Annotated in this window: 18 protein-coding genes; 2 read left to right on the top strand and 16 right to left on the bottom strand. The window is 38.2% G+C overall.

Annotated elements, in window-relative coordinates; all coding sequences use genetic code 11:
• Positions 1 to 16 precede the first annotated feature (16 nt).
• The 8 genes from ACINWC141_RS01340 to ACINWC141_RS01305 form a co-directional block, all read right to left on the bottom strand.
• On the bottom strand, positions 17 to 1,483 hold the full coding sequence (locus tag ACINWC141_RS01340; protein ID WP_009387118.1) for an adenylate/guanylate cyclase domain-containing protein: 1,467 nt from the start codon (positions 1,481 to 1,483) through the stop codon (positions 17 to 19).
• A gap of 56 nt (positions 1,484 to 1,539) precedes the next feature.
• Positions 1,540 to 1,974, bottom strand: coding sequence for an HIT domain-containing protein (locus ACINWC141_RS01335; RefSeq protein ID WP_002117900.1), 435 nt, complete (start codon positions 1,972 to 1,974; stop codon positions 1,540 to 1,542).
• Between the two features lie 201 nt (positions 1,975 to 2,175).
• Complete coding sequence (gene mfd / locus ACINWC141_RS01330; RefSeq protein WP_009387108.1) at positions 2,176 to 5,637, bottom strand: transcription-repair coupling factor; 3,462 nt, start codon at positions 5,635 to 5,637, stop codon at positions 2,176 to 2,178.
• 134 nt (positions 5,638 to 5,771) lie between these two features.
• A complete protein-coding gene (locus tag ACINWC141_RS01325) occupies positions 5,772 to 6,128 on the bottom strand; it encodes a hypothetical protein (protein ID WP_009387068.1) in 357 nt (118 codons plus the stop codon).
• A gap of 82 nt (positions 6,129 to 6,210) precedes the next feature.
• Positions 6,211 to 7,143, bottom strand: a complete 933-nt coding sequence (locus tag ACINWC141_RS01320; protein WP_009387135.1) for a Dyp-type peroxidase — start codon at positions 7,141 to 7,143, stop codon at positions 6,211 to 6,213.
• 141 nt (positions 7,144 to 7,284) lie between these two features.
• A complete protein-coding gene (locus ACINWC141_RS01315; RefSeq protein ID WP_009387091.1) occupies positions 7,285 to 8,064 on the bottom strand; it encodes a glutathione S-transferase N-terminal domain-containing protein in 780 nt (259 codons plus the stop codon).
• Positions 8,065 to 8,089: 25 nt separating this feature from the next.
• Positions 8,090 to 8,596 (bottom strand): ribonuclease E activity regulator RraA, encoded by a 507-nt coding sequence (rraA, locus tag ACINWC141_RS01310; RefSeq protein WP_009387056.1) that lies wholly within the window; start codon positions 8,594 to 8,596, stop codon positions 8,090 to 8,092.
• Between the two features lie 11 nt (positions 8,597 to 8,607).
• The gene (locus ACINWC141_RS01305; RefSeq protein ID WP_009387095.1) at positions 8,608 to 9,273 is read right to left on the bottom strand and encodes a Rossmann-fold NAD(P)-binding domain-containing protein; all 666 of its coding nucleotides are present in this window, start codon (positions 9,271 to 9,273) and stop codon (positions 8,608 to 8,610) included.
• Between the two features lie 212 nt (positions 9,274 to 9,485).
• On the opposite strand from ACINWC141_RS01305, the gene rpsT reads away from it, so the two are divergent.
• Entirely contained in the window at positions 9,486 to 9,752 is a 267-nt protein-coding gene (gene rpsT, locus ACINWC141_RS01300) for a 30S ribosomal protein S20 (protein ID WP_003651535.1), read from the top strand.
• Positions 9,753 to 9,809: 57 nt separating this feature from the next.
• On the opposite strand, the gene ACINWC141_RS01295 is transcribed toward rpsT, so the two are convergent.
• Together ACINWC141_RS01295 and ACINWC141_RS01290 are read right to left on the bottom strand one after the other, a co-directional pair.
• The gene (locus tag ACINWC141_RS01295) at positions 9,810 to 10,544 is read right to left on the bottom strand and encodes a histidine phosphatase family protein (RefSeq protein WP_009387127.1); all 735 of its coding nucleotides are present in this window, start codon (positions 10,542 to 10,544) and stop codon (positions 9,810 to 9,812) included.
• Positions 10,545 to 10,601: 57 nt separating this feature from the next.
• Complete coding sequence (locus tag ACINWC141_RS01290; RefSeq protein ID WP_009387061.1) at positions 10,602 to 11,459, bottom strand: 3'(2'),5'-bisphosphate nucleotidase CysQ family protein; 858 nt, start codon at positions 11,457 to 11,459, stop codon at positions 10,602 to 10,604.
• Between the two features lie 293 nt (positions 11,460 to 11,752).
• Here ACINWC141_RS01290 and ACINWC141_RS01285 point away from each other — a divergent pair, with 293 nt between their 5' ends.
• Entirely contained in the window at positions 11,753 to 12,121 is a 369-nt protein-coding gene (locus tag ACINWC141_RS01285; protein ID WP_009387158.1) for a hypothetical protein, read from the top strand.
• A 56-nt stretch (positions 12,122 to 12,177) separates the two neighbouring features.
• On the opposite strand, the gene ACINWC141_RS01280 is transcribed toward ACINWC141_RS01285, so the two are convergent.
• From ACINWC141_RS01280 to ACINWC141_RS01255, 6 genes are all read right to left on the bottom strand, one after another.
• On the bottom strand, positions 12,178 to 12,837 hold the full coding sequence (locus ACINWC141_RS01280) for an SOS response-associated peptidase family protein (RefSeq protein ID WP_009387157.1): 660 nt from the start codon (positions 12,835 to 12,837) through the stop codon (positions 12,178 to 12,180).
• A 107-nt stretch (positions 12,838 to 12,944) separates the two neighbouring features.
• Positions 12,945 to 14,678, bottom strand: a complete 1,734-nt coding sequence (locus ACINWC141_RS01275; RefSeq protein ID WP_009387178.1) for an ABC transporter ATP-binding protein — start codon at positions 14,676 to 14,678, stop codon at positions 12,945 to 12,947.
• A gap of 13 nt (positions 14,679 to 14,691) precedes the next feature.
• A complete protein-coding gene (locus tag ACINWC141_RS01270; protein WP_009387192.1) occupies positions 14,692 to 15,834 on the bottom strand; it encodes an ABC transporter permease in 1,143 nt (380 codons plus the stop codon).
• A gap of 7 nt (positions 15,835 to 15,841) precedes the next feature.
• Entirely contained in the window at positions 15,842 to 16,780 is a 939-nt protein-coding gene (locus tag ACINWC141_RS01265) for an ABC transporter permease (protein ID WP_009387186.1), read from the bottom strand.
• A 12-nt stretch (positions 16,781 to 16,792) separates the two neighbouring features.
• Positions 16,793 to 18,826, bottom strand: coding sequence for a M3 family metallopeptidase (locus ACINWC141_RS01260; protein WP_081399973.1), 2,034 nt, complete (start codon positions 18,824 to 18,826; stop codon positions 16,793 to 16,795).
• Positions 18,827 to 20,647 (bottom strand): ABC transporter substrate-binding protein, encoded by a 1,821-nt coding sequence (locus ACINWC141_RS01255; RefSeq protein ID WP_009387074.1) that lies wholly within the window; start codon positions 20,645 to 20,647, stop codon positions 18,827 to 18,829.
• Between the last annotated feature and the right edge of the window lie 7 nt (positions 20,648 to 20,654).

The following is a 20,654-nucleotide window of genomic DNA, read 5'->3' as shown; positions in this document are numbered from 1 at the left end:
TTTTTTACTTTATATTTTAAGCTTGATTTTGTTGATCAATTTCAACAGGTTTAACTTCATCTTCAAGTCTTAATTGTGCAATACCTTGAGTATTAATCAAAGTTTGTTGAACTTTAATTCGTTGAATCATTTTCTCAAGTACTTCTACTAATTCTGGATATTCATAGTTTTGTACTTCTTCTAAATTAAGTACTAAATGGAAACCTTTATACTCATAATCAAACCATTGCTGATGATCTGACTTATTCCCTGTGTATTTCTCCATCACCTGCCATGTCTTCACAGCACCTTGAATACCTTTTAAGTAAATTGGCGTTTTTGGAGCACAAAGGAAATCACTTTTTATTAATTGATAAGTATCATCTGAAATTAAAATTTCATCTATTTCAGCCGCGTATTGTAACCGAGCTGCCAAATTCACATCACGACCAACAATGGTATAAGCCATGCGATGTGTTGCCCCATAATTTCCTACGTGGCAATAACCGGTACTAATTCCCATACGAATGTGTAAGGCTGAATAGCCCATTTTTTTCCAACGTTCACGCAACAATTTCATTTGCTGTCGCATAGCGATTGCCATTTCTACACAAGCTTTAGCATCTTGCTCTACGCCTTGAGAATTCGGATCGCCAAAAAATATGAGGATGGCATCTCCCATAAATTTATCGACAGTAGCTTCATACTGCTTCGCAATTTCCGTCATATGGCTTAAATAATCATTAAGCAAAAATGCTAAATCATCAGGAATTAAAGTTTCTGATAATTCTGTAAAGCCTTGAATATCCGAAAAGAACACAGTCATTTTTTTACGTTTATATTCAATTTTTGCTTCCGCTTCACCGCGCATAATAGACTGCCACAACTGCAGTGGCGCATAACGACTTAACTGATTAGCAAAAGCAATATAACGCGTCATTTGATCATAGTAATGTTGACGTTGCTGGCTAATTTTTTTAACCCAACGATGTTGGTAATAATTTCCAATGGTAATAAACATGACCAAACCCAAGAGTGTAATTACAGTTAACTCTTGGCTAGTAGGCTCAAAATATGTATAAAAACCAAATAGGAAAAAAGTACTTAAATAAAAAATAATCGCGCCGAGCAAACTAGTCAAACAAATGACTGCGAAAGAAATACGACTATTAATTGCAGAATAAAATAATGCAAAAAGTGCAATAAATGTAGGGACCAAATTAAGATGCAGACCAGCTAAGGTAACTGCTACAACAATTGCATCAATTGCAAAAAAAACGCTTTTTTGAGTTTTCTTATCAAATTGGTATTGAAGCCAGTGCTCTAACTTCGAGCTAATAAAAAGCAAAAATAGGAATAAAGGTGGAACGTAGATCTGATAATTTGTATTAGGTGAGGTAAAAGCATAGATCACTAAAATTAAGGACAGAATTGAATATCCCATCAAGCGATGAAAATATGCAAACTGTTTAGGCTCTCTATCGATAAACCTCTCTAATTGCACCCTGTCCTCCACACCTCAATGTAGCCACATTCGTATAAATGTGGCATTGCATTGATTTAATCCATGCGCCAATCAAAAGGCATATCACCTTGACCACGTAAAGCAAGCATAAGAGTTTGACGCATATGAGCCAGTACATCATTTGTGTATGGAACTGCAGGTGTGCCCCAAACTGGCTTAGGCCATGCAACATCATTTTGATAACGCACGACATGATGGAAATGCAACTGAGGTACCATATTACCTAGAGCTGCAACATTCATTTTATCTGCACGGAATACTCGAGATAGCTGGCTAGACAACCAGCTTGATTCACGTAAAAACTGTTCTTGATCAGCTTGACTCAATTCATATAATTCTGTGATTCCCGGCACACGAGGGATTAAAATCAGCCACGGGAATTGCATATCATTCATTAAACGACATGTTGAAAGCGGGAAATCGCCTACAAAAAAAGTATCTTGAGCAAGTTGTGGATGCAAACTAAACATATCTTTTATAAATGACAATAAACAATAATGGCTAATACTATCACATCAGTTTTGATGTGAGTATTGCTAGTGTCTGGTTTGATTACAAATAACAATGATTTTATGCACTTATTCCTCTTCTGATCCGAGAAATCGTGCATAAAATTCTGATATCACCTTACAAAAAATTTGTATTAAATAAAAATTACTTTAAAACACTATTTAAGCATGTAATTCGTTTAATAATTTTGCCAATAAATCATTAATAAATTGAATGCGTTTTTCTGGTTCCTCAAGCTGAACCATAACTTTTAAACGCTGTCCGCCCTCCATTCGATAATAGGTCGGATGCTTTTGCATGAGCTGAATAATGCTAATCGCCTGAACTGGTGTATCAGGTGAGAATTCAATATTGCCACCTTGTGTATTAATATCGATTTTGGTAATGCCCAATTGCTCTGCTTTCAAGCGTATTTGATGGACAGTAAACAAATGCTTAACCGATTGTGGCGGAACTCCGAAACGATCAATGAGTTCCATACGAATATTATCGAGTTTTTCTTGCGTATCTGTATTACTAATACGCTTATAGAATAATAAACGCTGATGCACATCTCCTAAATACTCATCAGGAATAAGTGCAGGAATATGTAAATTAATTTCTGCAGTCAATGACAACGGCGCATCGAAGTTCGGTGTTTTACCTTGCTGAATTGCCTTAGTAGCCTTCTCCAGCATTTCCATATACAAGCTATATCCAATTGCCTGCATTGAACCGCTTTGTTGCTCACCTAAAAGCTCACCTGCACCGCGAATTTCTAAATCTTCTGTCGCTAGCATAAAGCCAGCCCCCAGAGTTGAGGCACGCTGGATTGCATCTAAACGCTTTTCTGCATCACCTTTTAAATGTTTTATAGAGGGAACTAACAAATAAGCATAGGCTTGGTGATGTGATCGTCCTACACGCCCACGTAATTGGTGTAATTGAGCCAAACCAAGTTTGTCGGCCCTTTCTATCAAAATTGTGTTGGCATTTGGAACATCAATCCCGGTTTCAATAATCGTTGAGCATACCAACACATTAAACTCTTTGTGATAGAACTGCTGCATGACTTGTTCGAGCTCTCTTTCCCTCATTTGCCCATGAGCAACTGCTACACGAGCTTCAGGTACAAGAGTACGAATGTTTTCAGCAGCTCTTTCGATCGTATCGACTTCATTGTGTAAGAAATATACTTGGCCACCACGTAGTAACTCACGCAAAATAGCTTCTTTAATAGAAGCTTCTGTATGTTCTTGCACAAATGTTTTAACGGCTAAACGACGGGCTGGCGGCGTAGCAATGATAGATAGATCACGCATTCCCGAAAAAGCCATATTTAGAGTTCGTGGAATAGGTGTTGCGGTAAGGGTCAACATATCCACGTCTGCACGTAATGCTTTGATACGCTCTTTATCACGTACCCCAAATCGATGTTCTTCATCGACCACCATTAGACCCAAGTCTTTAAACTGCACATTTTCTTGTAAAAGTTTATGGGTTCCGATCACAATATCGACTTTACCGGCAATTAAATCTTCAATATTTTTTGTATGGGTTTTATTTGAGCCAAAGCGTGACAACACTTCTATACGCACAGGCCAATCAGCAAAACGATCTTTAAAAGATTCATAATGTTGTTGTGCAAGTAAAGTTGTAGGCACTAAAACAGCAACTTGCTTACCGTTTTGCACAGCAACAAAAGCAGCTCGCATGGCTACTTCAGTCTTACCGAAACCAACATCACCACAAACAAGTCGATCCATAGGTCTAGCTTGTTGCATATCGTGAAGCGTGGCTTCAATAGCATTCGCCTGATCGAGTGTTTCTTCGTAGGCAAATCCACTGGCAAATTGCATATAAAGCGATTGATCGACCTCAAAACCAAATCCAGGTTTTGACTGACGTCGTGCTTGTATATGTAATAATTCGGCTGCAACATCATGAATTTGTTCTAAAGCTTTGCGTTTAGCTTTACTCCATGCATCACTTCCAATTTTGTGAAGTGGAGCTAAATCTGGATCTCCGCCACTATAGCGACTGATAAGATGCAAATTAGTTACAGGTACATAAACTTTTGCCCCTTCAGCATAATTGAGTTGCAAGAATTCATAATCTTGCCCTTCAATTGCTAAAGTAACTAATCCTGCATAACGTCCTACACCATGATCAATATGTACAACTGGGGCATCAATACTTAGTTCGGTCAAACTACGAATTAAGAACTCTTCAGAAACTTCTTGCTGACGTTTACGACGACGCTGAACGACCCGATGCTCATATAATTGATTTTCAGAAATAACCGACAATTGGTCTGTTAAAAGTAATCCACGGTCTAGCGGTGCATTTGTAATAGCAATCGCAAACTGACTGGTTTGAAATTGTTCAAAACTATCTACACCAGGAATGTCACCTAAACTGGCACGCAAACCATCTCTTAAGCTTTCACGTCGGCCTGCACTTTCTGCAACCAATAAAACCGGATGATTTGCTTCATCAATATATTTTTTGACTACTGAAAACGGTTTTTCTTTTTTTGGGTCGACCGCTAACTTCGGTGGCTGTTCCACTTTAAGGTTTAATGCACCGATCTTTTCTTCAACCGTTTCGGCGCTCACAAGCATACGCGGAAACTGATTTAAAGCACTAAGCAAATGGTTTGGAGCAATAAATAACTCTTCAGGAGGAAGAATTGGTTGATCTACGTTATGGCGTCTATCTTCATAACGACGAATAACTTCTTTCCAAAAGTTGGTTAAATCTGTATCCACATCGTTAGTTGTAATTACAATGCAATTCTTTGGTAAGTACGTTGTAAGTGTACTTTGCGATTGCATTTGTGCTTTATCAAAAAATAACGGTAAATAAAATTCAATTCCTGGAGAAGCAATTCCCTCTAGGACATCTTGATAAATCGGGTTTTTCTTAGGATTTGCCGTAGGGAAAAGTTCAGAATACCGATCTCTAAAAATTGAACGAGCTTCTTTTAACGGGAATTCTTTTGCAGGTAAAACTGTAAAACTTTTTAAAGCTGTAGTCGTTCTTTGCGTTTCTGGATCAAAGAATTTTAATGTATCAATTTCATCATCAAACAGATCAATACGAATAGGTGCTTCTTGCCCTGACGCAAAAATATCCATAATACTGCCACGTACAGCAAATTCACCATGATCGTAAACAGTATCAACCAAATGATAACCAGCTTGTACTAAACGTAACTTCTGTTGCTCTAAATCGAATTTTTGCCCAACATGAATATCAAAATGTTCACCTAGAACCCATGAATACGGTGCAACTCTTTGGGCTAAAGTACTTGCTGAAAGGAGCAATACACCCTTCTGAGGCATATTAGATAAAATTGCGAGACGTTCTGAAACAATATCTTGATGAGGTGACAAACGATCATACGGTAAGATTTCCCAATCAGGAAAAATTGTAGGTTTTATGCCATAAAATTCAAGTTCACTTTCTAATTGAGCAACATGTTGGTTATTTCTGGCAACCACCACAAGTAAAGATGAATGCTGAAGAGCAATTTCTTTAAATAATAAGGCAGCAGATGAACCTAATAACGACCCCACCCAACGCTTTTCACCGGCTTTGAGCTGTTGTAAATTCAATTGAGAGATTTCTTGTTGAAACATGTATATGGCTTTTATCAGCTAAGAAGATATGAGCCTAATAGTAGCATGATGTTTTTAGTGAATTGAGTTATTTTTTTGAAAATCAAACTACTAGTTAGCTTTACTTTTTATATTTTTTAATCAATCAACTATGATTATTTATCACGCAAAAACAAAACGTAATATTGATTTAATATTTGTATAATCGCTTTAAGTTGAAGTAGCTTCTCTTGTGTATTTCCCAATCTTTCCACATAGCGTTGGGTTGCGATTTCTAGATCAATCTTTTCATTAATTTGTGGAGTAATGAGGAATAATTTCTGAAGATTATCAAAATTTTGTAATTTACGATTTGAGAAATACTCCATATGTTCTGACCATTTCTCATTAATCACTACGTCTTTAATGATAGGTCCTCGTTCAGAATCAAATTTTAATTGATTCTCTTGCAAGTAAATTTGTTCTGGCGTTTCTTTTGAGCCTTGAAAAAGCTGCGTTATCTTCTTAAACATTTCATCACATCATATTAATTTTAAATTCAAGCAATGGAAGTAATCGAGTTACTTCCATCATTTAAGCCTTCTAGTTTAATGACTACTCATCGCCTAAATCATCAAGAAAATCGACAGTGGGTACAAAAAATAGAGTACCAGTCTGGGCAGTACTAAAGTCAAGCAACCGATCGAGATTACCCTGCTCATTCCCTAAAAACATGTTTTCAAGCATTTGTTTTGTCGTGCTAAATTTACGCGAGTACCCAATAAAAAATGTGCCATATTCATTTCTAGAAGGATTTGAAAAAGGCATATTCGCTCGCATAATTTTAAGTTCATTACCTTCTGCATCATGAGCTTTACTTACAACATTATGAGCAGTTAAAGGTTTTTCATCATCGCTGAGCTCAACATCATTGAACTTTTTACGGCCAATCACTTTTTCCTGCTCTTCATCGGTTAATGAACGCCATTTATCCATATCATGCGTATATTTTTGAATAAAAGCATAACTTCCGCCGATAAAATCTGGATCTTCATCACCGACCAATGCCCACTCTGCTGCAATAACGGGTTCCGGGTTTTCAGTCCCATCAACAAAGCCAATAATTGCCCGCCCATCGAAATAACGAAAACCATGAACTTCATCAATGGGATACGTTACCTTACCGAGCTGCTGATTGATTATATTACCCAGCTCATAACATAAAGTCTGACGATCAGCACGAATATGGAAAAATAAATCTCCCGGAGTTGAGACAGCCGTATATTTCGGGCCTCTAATTTCTTGAAATGGTTGTAACTCTTGAGGCTTCGCTTGCTCTGGAAATAAGATATCCCATGCATTTGAACTAAAACCTAACGTAGCATTAAATTTACTTTCTGGATAACGATTAAAGAGACTTCTAGTTAATGCTGAAAAATTGGCAGCAAAATCTTTTACTTTTTCTATTACAGAATCACCTTGAGCTAATCCCAATACAATAAATAATGCATTTTCACCAGGAGCGCTCGTTACAGGCTGAATTCTCATACATTCCATAAAATATGCCTTTTAGGTATTTAATCTCGTTAATTTAGCATATTCACTTTCTTTTCATACATCCTATAATAAAATCTATGTTCATAAGAGTTTAAGTAAAGCTCCTTAAACCCTTACTAAAATTAATCTTAATCAACGTCCATATTGCTTCTTTAAATATTTTACGATTTGAGCAGACTCAAACATCTTAACTCCAGTATTTGGGTCTACCAAATAAGGTACCTGCATTTTGCCTTGCATAAGAGGTAACAATTTTTCTCTTTTTCCACCTTTTAACGGTACATATTTACCCGGTTTTAAACGAAAAATAGCTGGGCCCTGATCTTGCCATCTTTCTTTTGCAACATTATGCAGAATATAAGGAAGCTCAAGCTCACAGAGTAGACTTCTTACAATTCGCGAATAAGGACTTGCCTCAAAACTCCATAACTCAAGCTTTTGCTCAGGCGCAGCTCTATCAATAATTTTTTTGTTTATCCAAACGCCCCGAGCACCATTTAATATAGTCCCTAAAAATGCTACATACGGCATGTTAGGGTAACTCGAAAATTTCTGAGGCGTCTTTCCTGTTTTACCGTAGTGTTTAAATAAATGATGAATAATGTCTTGTGACTCATATAGCTTATCACCAGTATTTTCATCAATTAGAAAAGGAAATTTTAATTTGCCGCCAGTCACTTTAACAATAGAACGATACTTCAACCCACCTTTAGGACATGGATAAATTTCAACATCCAGATTTAGCAGTGTAATCACTTCACGAACACGACGGCAAAATGGCGAACCTTCAAATTCATATAGTTTCAAAGCTTTTACAGGTTGCTGAGGAAAAGCAGTGCCAGTTACACCCCTACCACCTTCAGCGATTGCAGATACAACTGCCTGTAATACTTTAATTTGATGATTCACCATCTTGCTATCCTTCTGTAGACTGTGATTAAACTAATTTTTCTTTTGAAATCACAATTCCATTATTATCAGCATAGATAAAATCGCCCGATTGAATTGTGACACCACCAAAATACAAAGTGGTGTCTACTTCGCCAATGCCTTTACGATTACTTTTTTGCGGAATTGCAGCCAATGCGTGCACGCCTAAATCTAAAGTTGCAAGTGCATCAACATCCCTCACACAGCCATAAATTACCACACCATTCCAGTTATTTTTAACTGCTGATTCAGCAATCATGTCTCCCATGAGTGCACAGCGCATAGAGGCGCCGCCATCTACCACCAATACTTTCTCTGTACCATCTGTTGCCAATAACTCTTTTACACGTGAGTTATCTTCAAAGCACTTTACTGTTACAACCTGTCCCCCGAAAGTTTTACGTGCGCCATAGCTTTGAAAGAACTTACCATCCATGGACGGAATTACGACTTGTAAGTCTTTCTCAGGGTTATCATCTAATAAATCACATGTTACAAATGGTACTGTCGACACTTTTTTCTCCCTTATCGAGTTTTCTGTATGCTCAGATTATCATAACGTTTGAATGCTTCAATTTGCGTTAGCGCCGCTACGACCATGGTATGAGCCAATTGCTCCGCAGTTACAGGCTTATATTTGAATGGTTTTTGTAATTTATTCTCAATAAATTTAAATAGACTCTGCCCCAAATCCTCTATAAACCGCACCTCACTGCGCTTACCAATAAGTAAAGAGGGTCTAAAAATAGATAATTTTTCGAGCTCTAGACTCTCAATATAATCTTCTAATTGTCCTTTTACTTTATTGTAGAAAATAGGTGAGTTCGAATTTGCACCAAGAGCGCTCACTAATAAAAGATGAATATGTTTATCTTGTACCAAATCCGCCAAATGAGCATTGATTTCATAATCTACCGCGTAGAAACCCTGCTTTGAGCCCGCATTTTTTAATGTTGTTCCCAGACAGCTAAATGCATGGGTATGACCATTCACATCTTCATCATTCAACATTAAGAAATCTTCCATGATGAATTGATTAACTTTGTCATATGTATTAAATACTTGAGATTCTTTTCTAACCACCAACGTAATGGCTTCAAATTCTGGAGCCTGCTGGAGCTTTTCTACAAGTTCTAATCCGACTAACCCTGTTGCGCCAAGCACAATCGCTTTTTTCTTACTTGCTGTCATTTTTTATCCATCCCTATTTGGCTTTGCTTTAAATTTAACCTTTTCTTACCGTTTTAACAGCCCCTAAAACAGCTTAAAACGTTCTCAAGGCTTGACTTCACGGTGTTGATTCATCACAATATGGCACTTGTTTACGGGCTGGTGATGGTTACACCAGTTTACTGGATTGACCACAGCCCGCCCAGACCAACTTATTTTCAAGGAGTGCAAGAGTGGCAAACTCTGCTCAAGCTAAAAAACGTGCGCGTCAAAACGTTACTGCACGTAAACACAACGCAAGCTTGCGTTCTATGGTTCGTACATACATCAAACGTACTTTAAGTGCAATTGCTGGTGGTGATCATGCTGTTGCTACAGAAGCTTACCAAAAAGCTGTTCCTGTAATCGACCGTATGGCTGATAAAGGCATCATCCACAAAAATAAAGCTGCTCGTCATAAGAGCCGTTTAAATGCTCAAGTTAAAGCGTTAGCTAACTAATTGAAGCATGTAAAAAAAGCCCGCTAGGGCTTTTTTTATTATCTATCGTTTTTGAGCTTATAGCGTTTTTCGAAATTTGGCTACATTTAGCTCATAGGCCTTACCTCTCCAAATCCATTTTAATTTGCAATTTGGAAATTCTTCACCTTCAAACCATACAAATATGCCTTCCATCATTTCAGGCCAATCTTCTTTCTTAATTTTATTTTCACCAGAAATTACAGCAACAATTGCAGCAATAATAGTGTCATGACTTACAGCCAAACTAAGTCCGCCTTGAGTTTTAGGATTCGTATGGTAAATAAGCTCTAGTACATCTAAAACACCTGTAATTGGATGCTTCATGCCAGGTAATGCATTATTTACAAAACTATTAATAAAACCTAAAGCACCCTGCTTTTTAAAATAAGGAGCAGCTTGTTGTATGTCTAATACAAAACTGCCTGGCTCAACCAGTAGTCCCTGTTCAACAATTTCAATCGTATGAGTATTAAATTCAGGACTTACATCATCAGCCCCTTCAATCATGAGCGCGGCCGTATCGACACAACGTTGTATTGGACTTGAAATACAATGCTGGATAACACGATCTGTATTTTTAATTAAATAATTACCCCATGCCTGAGCAAGCTCACGCCCTTGAGGAGTAAGTTGGAGGTCATATCCTGCTAAACCCTGCCCGTCTACAAGTTCTCTTAGAGAATGGCGCGTAAATAAGGTCACGGGAGTTGAAGCATCGGGCAATAAATCAATTGCTTCAAACATACTTTTAGGCAATAAATCGAGTGCCATTGTTATCTTGTCATCTTTTTTCAATACTTTGCCACTATAACATGTCTGGCATAACTCTCAATCTATAACACCTGATTGGGCTAATGCTTCAAATGCTATTTTTTTGCTTTCCTGATCACGAAATGCGATAAAGCCCTTATTTAAAACCGTGTGTCTCTGGTTATATTCAAAAGGTTTCCCATCAAGCGTAAGTAAACCACCGCCTATACTCTCTAACAAACCTTGCCCGGAACTTGTGTCCCATTCAGAGGTTGGATGAAAGCGTGGGTAAATATCTATTTCACCTTCTAACATCATGCAAAATTTATAGGCACTTCCTGCTTCTCGACGAATAATGCTATGTTTTTCTTCGATAGGTTGAATAAATTTTTGATATTTCGGATTTTTACTGCCATGACTCAGTCCTATTTGTATAGGCGCATCTGGTGAAGGCGAAGTTATTTGATATTGGTACCATTGTTTTTGAGTGAAACTATATTTAAAAGGCAAATCTTGCAGATATCCTAAGTACACGACCTGTTCACACGGCACAGCAATAACTGAAAAGATCGTCTCTTTACCCTTAATCAAACTTAGGTTTATCGTAAACTCATCACGTTCATGTATAAATTCTTTAGTTCCGTCAAGAGGATCTAACATCCAGCATGTGGACCAGTCATGCCGCGCACTATAATCACTTTCTTCCGACAAAACTGGCAACTCTGGAGTAATTTCTGCCAAGTGTTTTAATAAAAAAAGGTTCACTTTTAAATCTGCTTGAGTTACAGGTGAATCGTCTTGTTTTTCATGAATAGTGAACTCATAACCCGCAGAATAATTTTGATATTCTTGTAATAAAATTTGGCTGGCTTGTTCCAAAACTGGAAGAAGCTGATTAATCAAAGTATCTTGTGGGCGCGTAGTTGTTATAAACATAAATATGCTCTACATAGTTTCATTTCTATTATAGGTGAATTATGAACAATTCAATATTCGCCAACAGTTTGATTTACTAAAAATCTATCTTAGTCATTAGATGATTGCCGCTTTCTGGGCATGCTATATAGTTAACATGAATAATAATGAGGTTTTAAAATGGCCTTTATTCCGTACAAAAAACAATCTATAAGTTATGAAAAATAAACAACTTAAATCAGATTTATCCATTTCCTTTTCATGTATTTCTTGTTATGTTCAATCACACAATAACAAGATGGAAGAAAGTGCACATGATGCTATATGGATATCATTTTTCGACAATAGAACATAACTGGGAAGAACTCACGCCCTTAAATGAGTTCCTACAAACATTTGCAGATGATGATGGTGATGTTTCAACCAGGGATAAAGAGTCTCTCAAAGAAATCATTGCGAAATCAGATACAGCTTTGGCTTTAGCAAGAGAAATGGGTTGGGATGGCAGTTATACAGGGTGTCCTTATCTATTCTGGTTACCAAGTAAAAATAGTCAGTCTTTTGAATATGGCTTTGTGTTTAAACAGACATCAGACAATACAACTTTTGTGATTTCACCCATTGAGTTGAGCTATCTAGCTCAAGATTCTCAGGTCCAGACCTTAAGTAAAACAATTGAATAAGCAATATAGGTTATTGATTCAATTTTGACATCAATAACCTCTTCTTGATTTTATTACTATTCAAACATGCTTAACTGTGGCGTAGGTTTTATAATTTTTTCTTTTGGTACATGAGAGCATTCAAACTCTTCAACTGGAAAACCTTCTATAAAACTTGAAATATCAGGTGACTCCAAACTCAACCACTCTTCTAGTCGGTCATGTGGGATCACAATCACTGATCTTTTGACATCTCCAGGCTCGTGAAAATCTTTCATCATAGGATGGTCTATGGCATCCATGGTCAACATACTTGCAGAACGAATCACAGTTTCATTGATTTTGCAGATTTCATAGATTGCTGCAATAAAAAAAGCTTGCCCATCTTTACGGCGTACACCCCACCGCTCAGGTTTATCATTTATATATTTACTTTCATAGAATTCTGTCACCGGAATCACACCAAACTTACATTTAAGTGCAGCTTCTTGAAAACTCGGTTTTTGGAAAATCGTTTCATGACGAGCATTGTAGGTATGCTTTGCTATATTCGTATCTTCTGCCCATTTTGGAACCAAGCCAAACATGACTTCACGCCACTCAAGACCTTGGGGTGATTTGAATAATAGCGGCATTGTACCCGCAGGATAAACCTCTTCGGCATAGCTAAATCCGACCACAGGCAATTTAAGTTGCTGTAATTGGGCAAGAGTTAAAGGTTTAAAGTTGGCACACATAGCAAAGATAAACTACTGTATTTTTCACTCTCTTATTTTATAAGCATTTACCCGATAAACCAAATAAAAAGGCACTTGAAAGTGCCTTTAGCGACATAACTTTACGCTTATGAAACGTGTTGAATCCCTTGGGGAATAGCTTGTAATAGACGTTTAGTATAATCGTGCTGAGGATGCGCATATAGCTCATCTGAATTGGCTATTTCTACCACCTCCCCATGATTCATGACCATGACTTGATCAGAGATATATTTCACAACCGATAAGTCATGCGAAATAAAGATATAACTGAGCCCAAACTCATCTTGTAGGTCTTGTAATAAGTTAAGTACTTGTGCCTGTACAGACACATCTAGCGCCGAGACAGATTCATCACAAATCAAAATTTCAGGCTTTAACGTTAAACAACGTGCAATCGCAATACGTTGACGTTGCCCTCCCGAAAATTCATGTGGATATCGATAATAAGCTTGCTCAGGTAAATTCACTCGCTCAAGTAGTTCAAGCGCAATTTGTTTACGCTCAGCATCATCTTTACCAATGTTATGGATCTGCATGGGTTCTAATAAAATCTGTCCAACCGTAAAGCGTGGATTAAGAGAGGCATACGGGTTTTGAAAGATGATCTGGATTTTTCGTTGATATTTAGCAAACTCTTTTTCAGTTAATGAAAGAATATCTTTTCCTTCAATAAAAGCCTGCCCACCAGATGCTTGATGTAACCGCATAAGTAATAGACCTACCGTCGTTTTACCCGACCCTGATTCGCCGACTAAACCTAAAGTCTTTCCTTTAGCAAGTTTAAAAGAAACTCCTTTTACGGCCTGAAACTCGTCTTTGCCAAATAATCCTTTACGACTATAAAAGCTTTTTTTCAGATCTTTCACTTCTAAAATAATTTTCTCATCGCCATTTAAGCCACGTTTACGCTGCGGAATGTCCGAAGCATCAAAACTTTGCTCAACCAAGACATTATCTTCTTGGCGCATAAAATCACTCGTCACAGGCAGTCGATAAGGACGCTGTGATATTTGTGGACGACAGTAAAGTAATGCTCGGGTATATACATCTTGAGGCTGTTCAAGAACCTGTTCAGCAGCGCCTTGCTCTCTAATTTCACCATGACGCATTACAATGACTTGATCTGCAATTTCACCGACCAACGCCAAATCGTGGGTAATAAAAAGCATCGACATTTGACGACGCTTACGCAATGACTCGAGTAAATCAATAATCTGTTTTTGGATCGTGACATCAAGTGCCGTAGTCGGCTCATCGGCAATGAGCAGTTTAGGCTCACACGCAATTGCCATAGCAATCATGACACGTTGCTGTTGCCCCCCTGAAAGTTGATTAGGATAGGCATCAATCTTGGTTTCTGGTGAAGGAATACCTACTTCTTTAAGCAACTCCAAAACACGCTGGCGAGCCTGTTTACGGCTCAACCCCATGTGCAGACACAATACTTCTGCAATTTGGTTGCCAACCGTAAAAACTGGATTTAATGATGACATCGGCTCCTGAAAAATCATGGCAATATCTTTACCACAGATTTTACGCATCTCTGCACGAGATAAACTGAGTAGATCCGTGCCTTCAAATATAATTTTACTTTGATCATCAATTTTACTTTGTCCAACAGGTAACAATCCCATCGTAGCCAACGAAGTTACCGACTTACCACTGCCCGACTCACCGACTAAAGCGACAGTCGTATTCGCTGGAATATCAAAAGAAATGCCTTTTACGGTTTCAATATATTGCTTATCTTCACCTTTAAAACTTACTCGTAAATTTTTAACCTGAAGCAACGGTTCATTCTTATTTTCTTGTTCTATCATTTGGACCTTCCTTTTATTTTAGCTTTGGGTCTAACGCATCACGAAGTGCATCAGTAAACATTGAGAATGCCGTAACCAAAACAGCCATTGCGACAGAGGCTGCGACAAGCTGCCACCATTTACCTAAAAGAAGTTCACTCTGGGCTTCATTTAACATGCTGCCCCAAGACACTACGCCTACAGGCACACCAAAACCTAAGAAACTCAAGATGACCTCAGATTTAATGAAAGACACCACCAGAATTGACATTTGGACCAAAGCGATATGGCTGACATTTGGAAAAATATGAATGAACATACGGCGGAAGTGTCCAACGCCAATTGCTTTAGCAGCAAGAACGTACTCACGTGCAGTATGTTTCATATATTCGGCACGAATTAAACGATAAACACCCGTCCAGCCCGTTAGACCTAAAATCAGAACAATGGATAATATGCCTTTTTGTTGAAGTACGGCAGCAATAGCAAGCACCAATAATAAATAGGGAATTGAAGTAAAAATGTTATAAAACCAGTTGAGAATATCATCCACCCAACCACCGAAATATCCAGAAATTGCGCCTAAAAGCGTGCCGATACCTACCGCAAGTAAGGCAGATATCACCCCAACAATAATTGAAGTTTCAGCACCTTTAATTGTTTTCTTTAAAACGTCTTGTCCCCATTTGTCGGCTCCAAACACAAGGGTACTTTTTAGCTCTGCTTGCTGATCTAGAAGATGCCCGCCAAGCTGTTGATCAATGGCTTTCATATCATCAGCTAATGGGTCAACTACACCATAATAATTAATCGCGCTTCCAGAGCTTTTCTCTTGTTTAATTTCAGCCTTAAGTTGGTGGATTACATCTTTTAAAGGATCTACAGGATTTTCTGGTAATTCCTCATCAACCACCGCAATATTTTGCCCTGTTTCTGTTGTCTTATCTGCTCCTATAAATGTAGGTGGCGCGTAACTCACTGCAACTTCTTTGTTCCAGTCAGATGCAATCACCCCAGTCATTGATAGAGCCAAGATAATAAAATAAAGCAATACAATCACTAGTGATGACATTGCGATCTTGTCCGCCCGAAGACGCCGCATGGCAAGTTTCCACAGGCCAGATGAATGAGCTGCGGCTTTTGTTTGTTGTTTTCTTTTTGATAAAACGCTCAGCATAGCCCACCTACTTCAACTGTACACGTGGATCAACCACTTTGTAGACCAAATCGGCAATCAGGTTAAAAATCATGGTTGCAGCAGCAATGTAAACTGTAATGGCCTTAATAACAGGAAAATCACTCCGCTCAACTGCGATAATGACCTCTCGACCAATACCCGGAATACCAAAAAAACGTTCAATTAAAAATGCACCTATGAGCAATGCAGGTAAACTTGACATCACATCGGTAATAATAGGAATTGAAGCATTACGCAGTACATGTACACCTAAAATTCGGCTTTCACCGACACCTTTGGCACGTGCTGTTCGAACGTAATCCTGATTAATTTCATCAAGCACAAAACTACGATACAAACGTAAGGTCGGTGCAATACTCACAACCAACATGATTAGAATCGGTAGTAAGGCAAACTTAAATAAGTTATCAGTAAAGCTATCGCTCCAGCCTTGTACAGGGAACCAACTTAGCTGATACGCAAGAACATATTGAAAAACAATAATGTAAACTAAGATGCTGATCGACATGCCGATGGTACAGAGCATCATGACCATACGGTCGGTTAGAGAACCACGTACAGCTGCAACAGCCAATGCCAAAATAATTGAAATAACCGTCTGTAAAATAGTGAGCGGTATTAAAAGCGTGAGCGATGGCCCTAATCGAGTTAAAATAATTTGAGAAACAGGTTCTCCCGTACTCCAACTCGCGCCATAGTCAAAAGTCAGTATTTGTTTAATAAAAATCCAGAGCTGTACGTAATAAGGCTGATCGACTCCTAGCTGTTTACGAATATTTTCGATCTGCTCAGGATTAGACATCTTGCCCGCTAAAATATAAGCAGGATCGCCACCTACCCAGTTAAAAAGAATAAAAATAAGTAAGACTACCCCCAACATGGTTGGAATCATCTGCCATAAACGCCGAATAACATATGCCAGCATAGTGATAATTCCTTATTTAACTCGTTGTCCGGTAATTTCATTAAAGAACGCTTTGTTATCAGGTTCACGGCCAAGGAAATCTTTAACTAATTCAGCTGCCGGTTTTTGGCTACCTTGTGACAAAACGGTTTGACGGTAACGCTGTCCAACTTGCGGGTTATTAAGGTTGTCCCCATAGGCAGAAAGCATGTCTAAAGCTAAAACCTCAGACCACATATAGCCGTAATAACCTGCTTGATAACCGCCCATCAAATGCCCAAACTGCCCAGGAAACTCTGTTGTTGGCACATACCCTAAAGCTGTAGCAGCTTCCATTTTTTGCCAATTTTCCAAAGGTTTTACTTTTAATGCATCGGCAGTATGCAATGACATATCGTACTGTGCATAAAGAGTCTGACGTGCATAACGCAAGCCACGACCATAGTTATGTACAGCTTTTAAACGAGAAATTAACTCATCATCAACACGTGGACATGCTGGATCACAGTAATCAGCCACTTTAGATAAAGTCTCTTTACGGCGTGCCCACTCTTCATACATTTGAGACGGCGCTTCTACGAAATCACGCTCTACAGAGGTTCCAGACTGACTGGCATAACGTGTATTTGACAAAATGCCATGTAAAGCATGACCAAACTCATGAACAAAAGTTTCAAGTTCATCACTATTTAAACCTTTACGGTTAAAATTGGTGACTAAAGCCGACACGGGTAATCGATTGGTTAAAGTGCTGCCACCGTATACTCCCCAAACGGCAGCATGGCCATATTTCCCTTCACGAGGAAATTTATCCATATATAAGCCGCCAAGAAGCTTTCCTGTTTTTTTGTCAACTACATCGTAATATTCAACTTCATCCTGCCATGCTTTAACTTTGACGGGTTTAAAATCAATGCCATAAAGGTCAGATGAAATGGCGAACAACCACTTCTGTGCAGCTAAAGTCGGGAAATAATCACGAAGTTTTTCCTGATCAATCTGATATTTACTCTTACGAAGTTTCTCACTCCAGTAAGCTTCACTCCAACGTGTGATCTCGGTTTTTTCTAATGGGGTTTTTAAGGTTTGTGCTTTAAATTCACGGAGTTCTTCTACTTCTTTACGTTCAAGTGGTGCTACTGTTTTTTGGACTTCTGCTAAAAATTGATTTACAGCCTCAGGCGTTTTAGCCATACGGTCTTTTAAAACCCAATCTGCATAACTTGCTTTTCCAAATAATTGCGCAAGCTCATAACGCAAATCTATTGCCTGTTTAAGTAGTTTTAAATTTTGCTCAGTACCACGTCGAGTAAAGGCAATTTGATATCTTTTTCGGGCATCATCATTATCTGCCAACTCCATAAATGGACGATATTCAGGATATTCAAAACCTAATAAATAGTTGCCTTTAGCATTTTTCTTTAATGCTGAAATATAACTTTGAGGTAAGCCTTTCATCTCTTCAGGAGTAAACTCAAGTTTCTCCGGATTATCGCGAACATTACGGGCATATTCTTGCTCAAGTTTAGTCAACTCATCCAGAATAGCCTTCATTCGTGCACGCTTTACTGGTTCAAGTTGAACACCTGTGTCTTCAAACTGATCTAGAATATCTTGGCGGTATTTTTGGTCAATTGGGTCTGTTGCTTGTGTATTTTTAATTAAGTTATATAGCTTCGGGTTCTGAAATATATCAGTGTGAAACTGATTAATTTTGATTTCACAGTCTTCTGCTGCCTTACGTAACTTTGCATCTGGGTCTACGTTACTATATAGACTTATTGGACCTGAAAAATCTTCAAAATGCGCAAAAATTTTATCCCATTTTGCCAATATAGGTGCCGCTGCTGCATTATCTTTAACAGGCGTTTTTTCAAAAATTGTAATCTGTTGCTGAATCTTTTTTAAATTAGCATCGCACCATGCTGGAAGTTGTTGGGCTTTAAGTAATGGTAAAGTAGGACGTGTTGTCTCTGCCGTTGCAAACTGACTTATGCCTATTGCTAACATACATAAAGTAGTCATTTTTAGTGGATTTTTTTTCATCATATCTCCAATTTTTTTCATTTAATGATTAGATTTAGTATGTGTATCGATATCAATGTACATCCACTCAGCATGTAAAATTGGATGCTTTTTATATCCAATGATTTGTGGTTGAGCCAGCATATTTCGGTAGCGTGCATAAGAGACCTGAACAGGCATATACACTTCTAATAAACGTGTCATTTTTCGATAAAGTGCATCTCTCTCAGGACCTGCTTGCATTTGTTGTGTCTGACGATACAACTGATCAAACTCTGGTGTCGAACCACAAGACCAGTTTGTCATATGCGTATTGGGTCCATAAAAATTCTGCATAAAATTATCCCCATCTGGATAATCGGCTATCCATGCAGAAGAACCAAACATACCTTCACATTGTTTTTGCGCTCGAATGAGATCTGCAAAAAGCATGGGTTTAAAGACCATGCGAATATTTAAACTATCAAAGTTCTTTTTCCAAAGTTCAGCACTTTGCTGACCAATACTGTCATTACGCGCCATATATTCAATGACCAGAGGCTTACCATTTGGCTGTGTACGCCAACCTGAGGCATCTTTTTTATAGTGATATCGATCTAATAGTAAATTTGCTGCTTTCACGGAATATGGCGTACTGCTTCTATACTGTGGATCGTTACCCACTACCCCTGGTGGAACTGGAAAATCTAAATGCTGAGCATCATCATTTCTTACTAATTTAATTTCTTGATCTATTGAACGAGACATTGCAATAGCACGGCGCAAGGCAATCTTTTCTTTACTCATTCCGCCAACGACCGGATTCTTAAGATTCCAATAGATATAGCTAATTTCAGGATCAACAATACGAGATAGCTGCACACCTTCTTTAGCAAGTTCAGGTCTTAATTTACCGTCTTTAATTGCTTTTGCGATCAGTTGACCTTCAAGCTGAAATATATCAATTTCACCACGCTGAAATGCCAGCCATCGTGATTGGTTTTCTTCCATAACCTGAATATCAATTGTGCCGATTTGCGGCATTTTTTTACCCTTAAGGCGTTTCACAATTGCCTCATCTTCAGGACTACTCGCTATAAAGTTCCAAGTAAAGCCGCGAAAGTCAGGGTTCGCTTTTAAAACAATCCTCGAAGCAGGCACCCATTTACTAAGTACATAAGGTCCTGTCCCAACAGGATGGCCCATGACATAACCTGCTTTATCTTTATACTTTTCGATGACTTCACGTGCCACTGCACCTGTTGGGTCATGTGCCAGTAATAAAGGAAAGTTATAGTCTGGCTTAACTAAACGAATCACCAAAGTGTATCTATCTGGCGTTTGTAAGCCACTCACCTTTTGATCATAGTTAAATTTTCCGGTTTTATTGGCTGCTTTTATTAATGCATCCATACCTTCAATTTTGTTCTCTAACAACCAGCTATTTGGAGAGCGTAAATTTGGGTCCAATAAGCGTTTAAAAGAATACGCATAATCGTTGGCTGTTAATTCTCGGGGTTTACCTTTAAAAACAGGGTCTGGCGTAAAATAAATACCCTTTTTAATGTGAATGGTATAGGTCAGACCATCGGCACTAATTTTCGGCATAGCAGTTGCTATTTGCGGAACGAGTTTTGCGGGCCTTGCTAAATAGTCATAGGTATATAAAGTTTCAAATATCGAAGTAGTTACATGCGCCGAATATAAATCATGGATATAAGCTGGGTCGAAACCTGTTTCAGCTGTCGGGAATACATAACGTAAAACTTTATTTGGATCGGCTGGGCTTTTTGCAAATATAGTCGTAGATCCAGTTAATGCCATGCTGGCAAATAACAAACCGACACTACAATGCTTGAGCTGTTTTATTAAATTTTCAGTCATATTTATC

Source organism: Acinetobacter sp. WC-141 (assembly GCF_000313935.1).
In the GTDB taxonomy this organism is placed as follows: Bacteria; Pseudomonadota; Gammaproteobacteria; order Pseudomonadales; family Moraxellaceae; genus Acinetobacter.
Note: the sequence above shows the minus strand (reverse complement) of the source record. Positions and strands in the feature narration are given on the sequence as shown.

Bases quoted from the DNA above. Each gene is read 5' to 3' on its own strand.
- ACINWC141_RS01335 (WP_002117900.1), bottom strand. From the start codon at position 1,974: ATGTTTAGTTTGCATCCACAACTTGCTCAAGATACTTTTTTTGTAGGC.
- mfd (WP_009387108.1), bottom strand. From the start codon at position 5,637: ATGTTTCAACAAGAAATCTCTCAATTGAATTTACAACAGCTCAAAGCC.
- ACINWC141_RS01325 (WP_009387068.1), bottom strand. From the start codon at position 6,128: ATGTTTAAGAAGATAACGCAGCTTTTTCAAGGCTCAAAAGAAACGCCA.
- ACINWC141_RS01320 (WP_009387135.1), bottom strand. From the start codon at position 7,143: ATGAGAATTCAGCCTGTAACGAGCGCTCCTGGTGAAAATGCATTATTT.
- ACINWC141_RS01315 (WP_009387091.1), bottom strand. From the start codon at position 8,064: ATGGTGAATCATCAAATTAAAGTATTACAGGCAGTTGTATCTGCAATC.
- ACINWC141_RS01305 (WP_009387095.1), bottom strand. From the start codon at position 9,273: ATGACAGCAAGTAAGAAAAAAGCGATTGTGCTTGGCGCAACAGGGTTA.
- ACINWC141_RS01295 (WP_009387127.1), bottom strand. From the start codon at position 10,544: ATGGCACTCGATTTATTGCCTAAAAGTATGTTTGAAGCAATTGATTTA.
- ACINWC141_RS01290 (WP_009387061.1), bottom strand. From the start codon at position 11,459: ATGTTTATAACAACTACGCGCCCACAAGATACTTTGATTAATCAGCTT.
- ACINWC141_RS01285 (WP_009387158.1), top strand. From the start codon at position 11,753: ATGATGCTATATGGATATCATTTTTCGACAATAGAACATAACTGGGAA.
- ACINWC141_RS01280 (WP_009387157.1), bottom strand. From the start codon at position 12,837: ATGTGTGCCAACTTTAAACCTTTAACTCTTGCCCAATTACAGCAACTT.
- ACINWC141_RS01275 (WP_009387178.1), bottom strand. From the start codon at position 14,678: ATGATAGAACAAGAAAATAAGAATGAACCGTTGCTTCAGGTTAAAAAT.
- ACINWC141_RS01270 (WP_009387192.1), bottom strand. From the start codon at position 15,834: ATGCTGAGCGTTTTATCAAAAAGAAAACAACAAACAAAAGCCGCAGCT.
- ACINWC141_RS01265 (WP_009387186.1), bottom strand. From the start codon at position 16,780: ATGCTGGCATATGTTATTCGGCGTTTATGGCAGATGATTCCAACCATG.
- ACINWC141_RS01260 (WP_081399973.1), bottom strand. From the start codon at position 18,826: ATGAAAAAAATTGGAGATATGATGAAAAAAAATCCACTAAAAATGACT.
- ACINWC141_RS01255 (WP_009387074.1), bottom strand. From the start codon at position 20,647: ATGACTGAAAATTTAATAAAACAGCTCAAGCATTGTAGTGTCGGTTTG.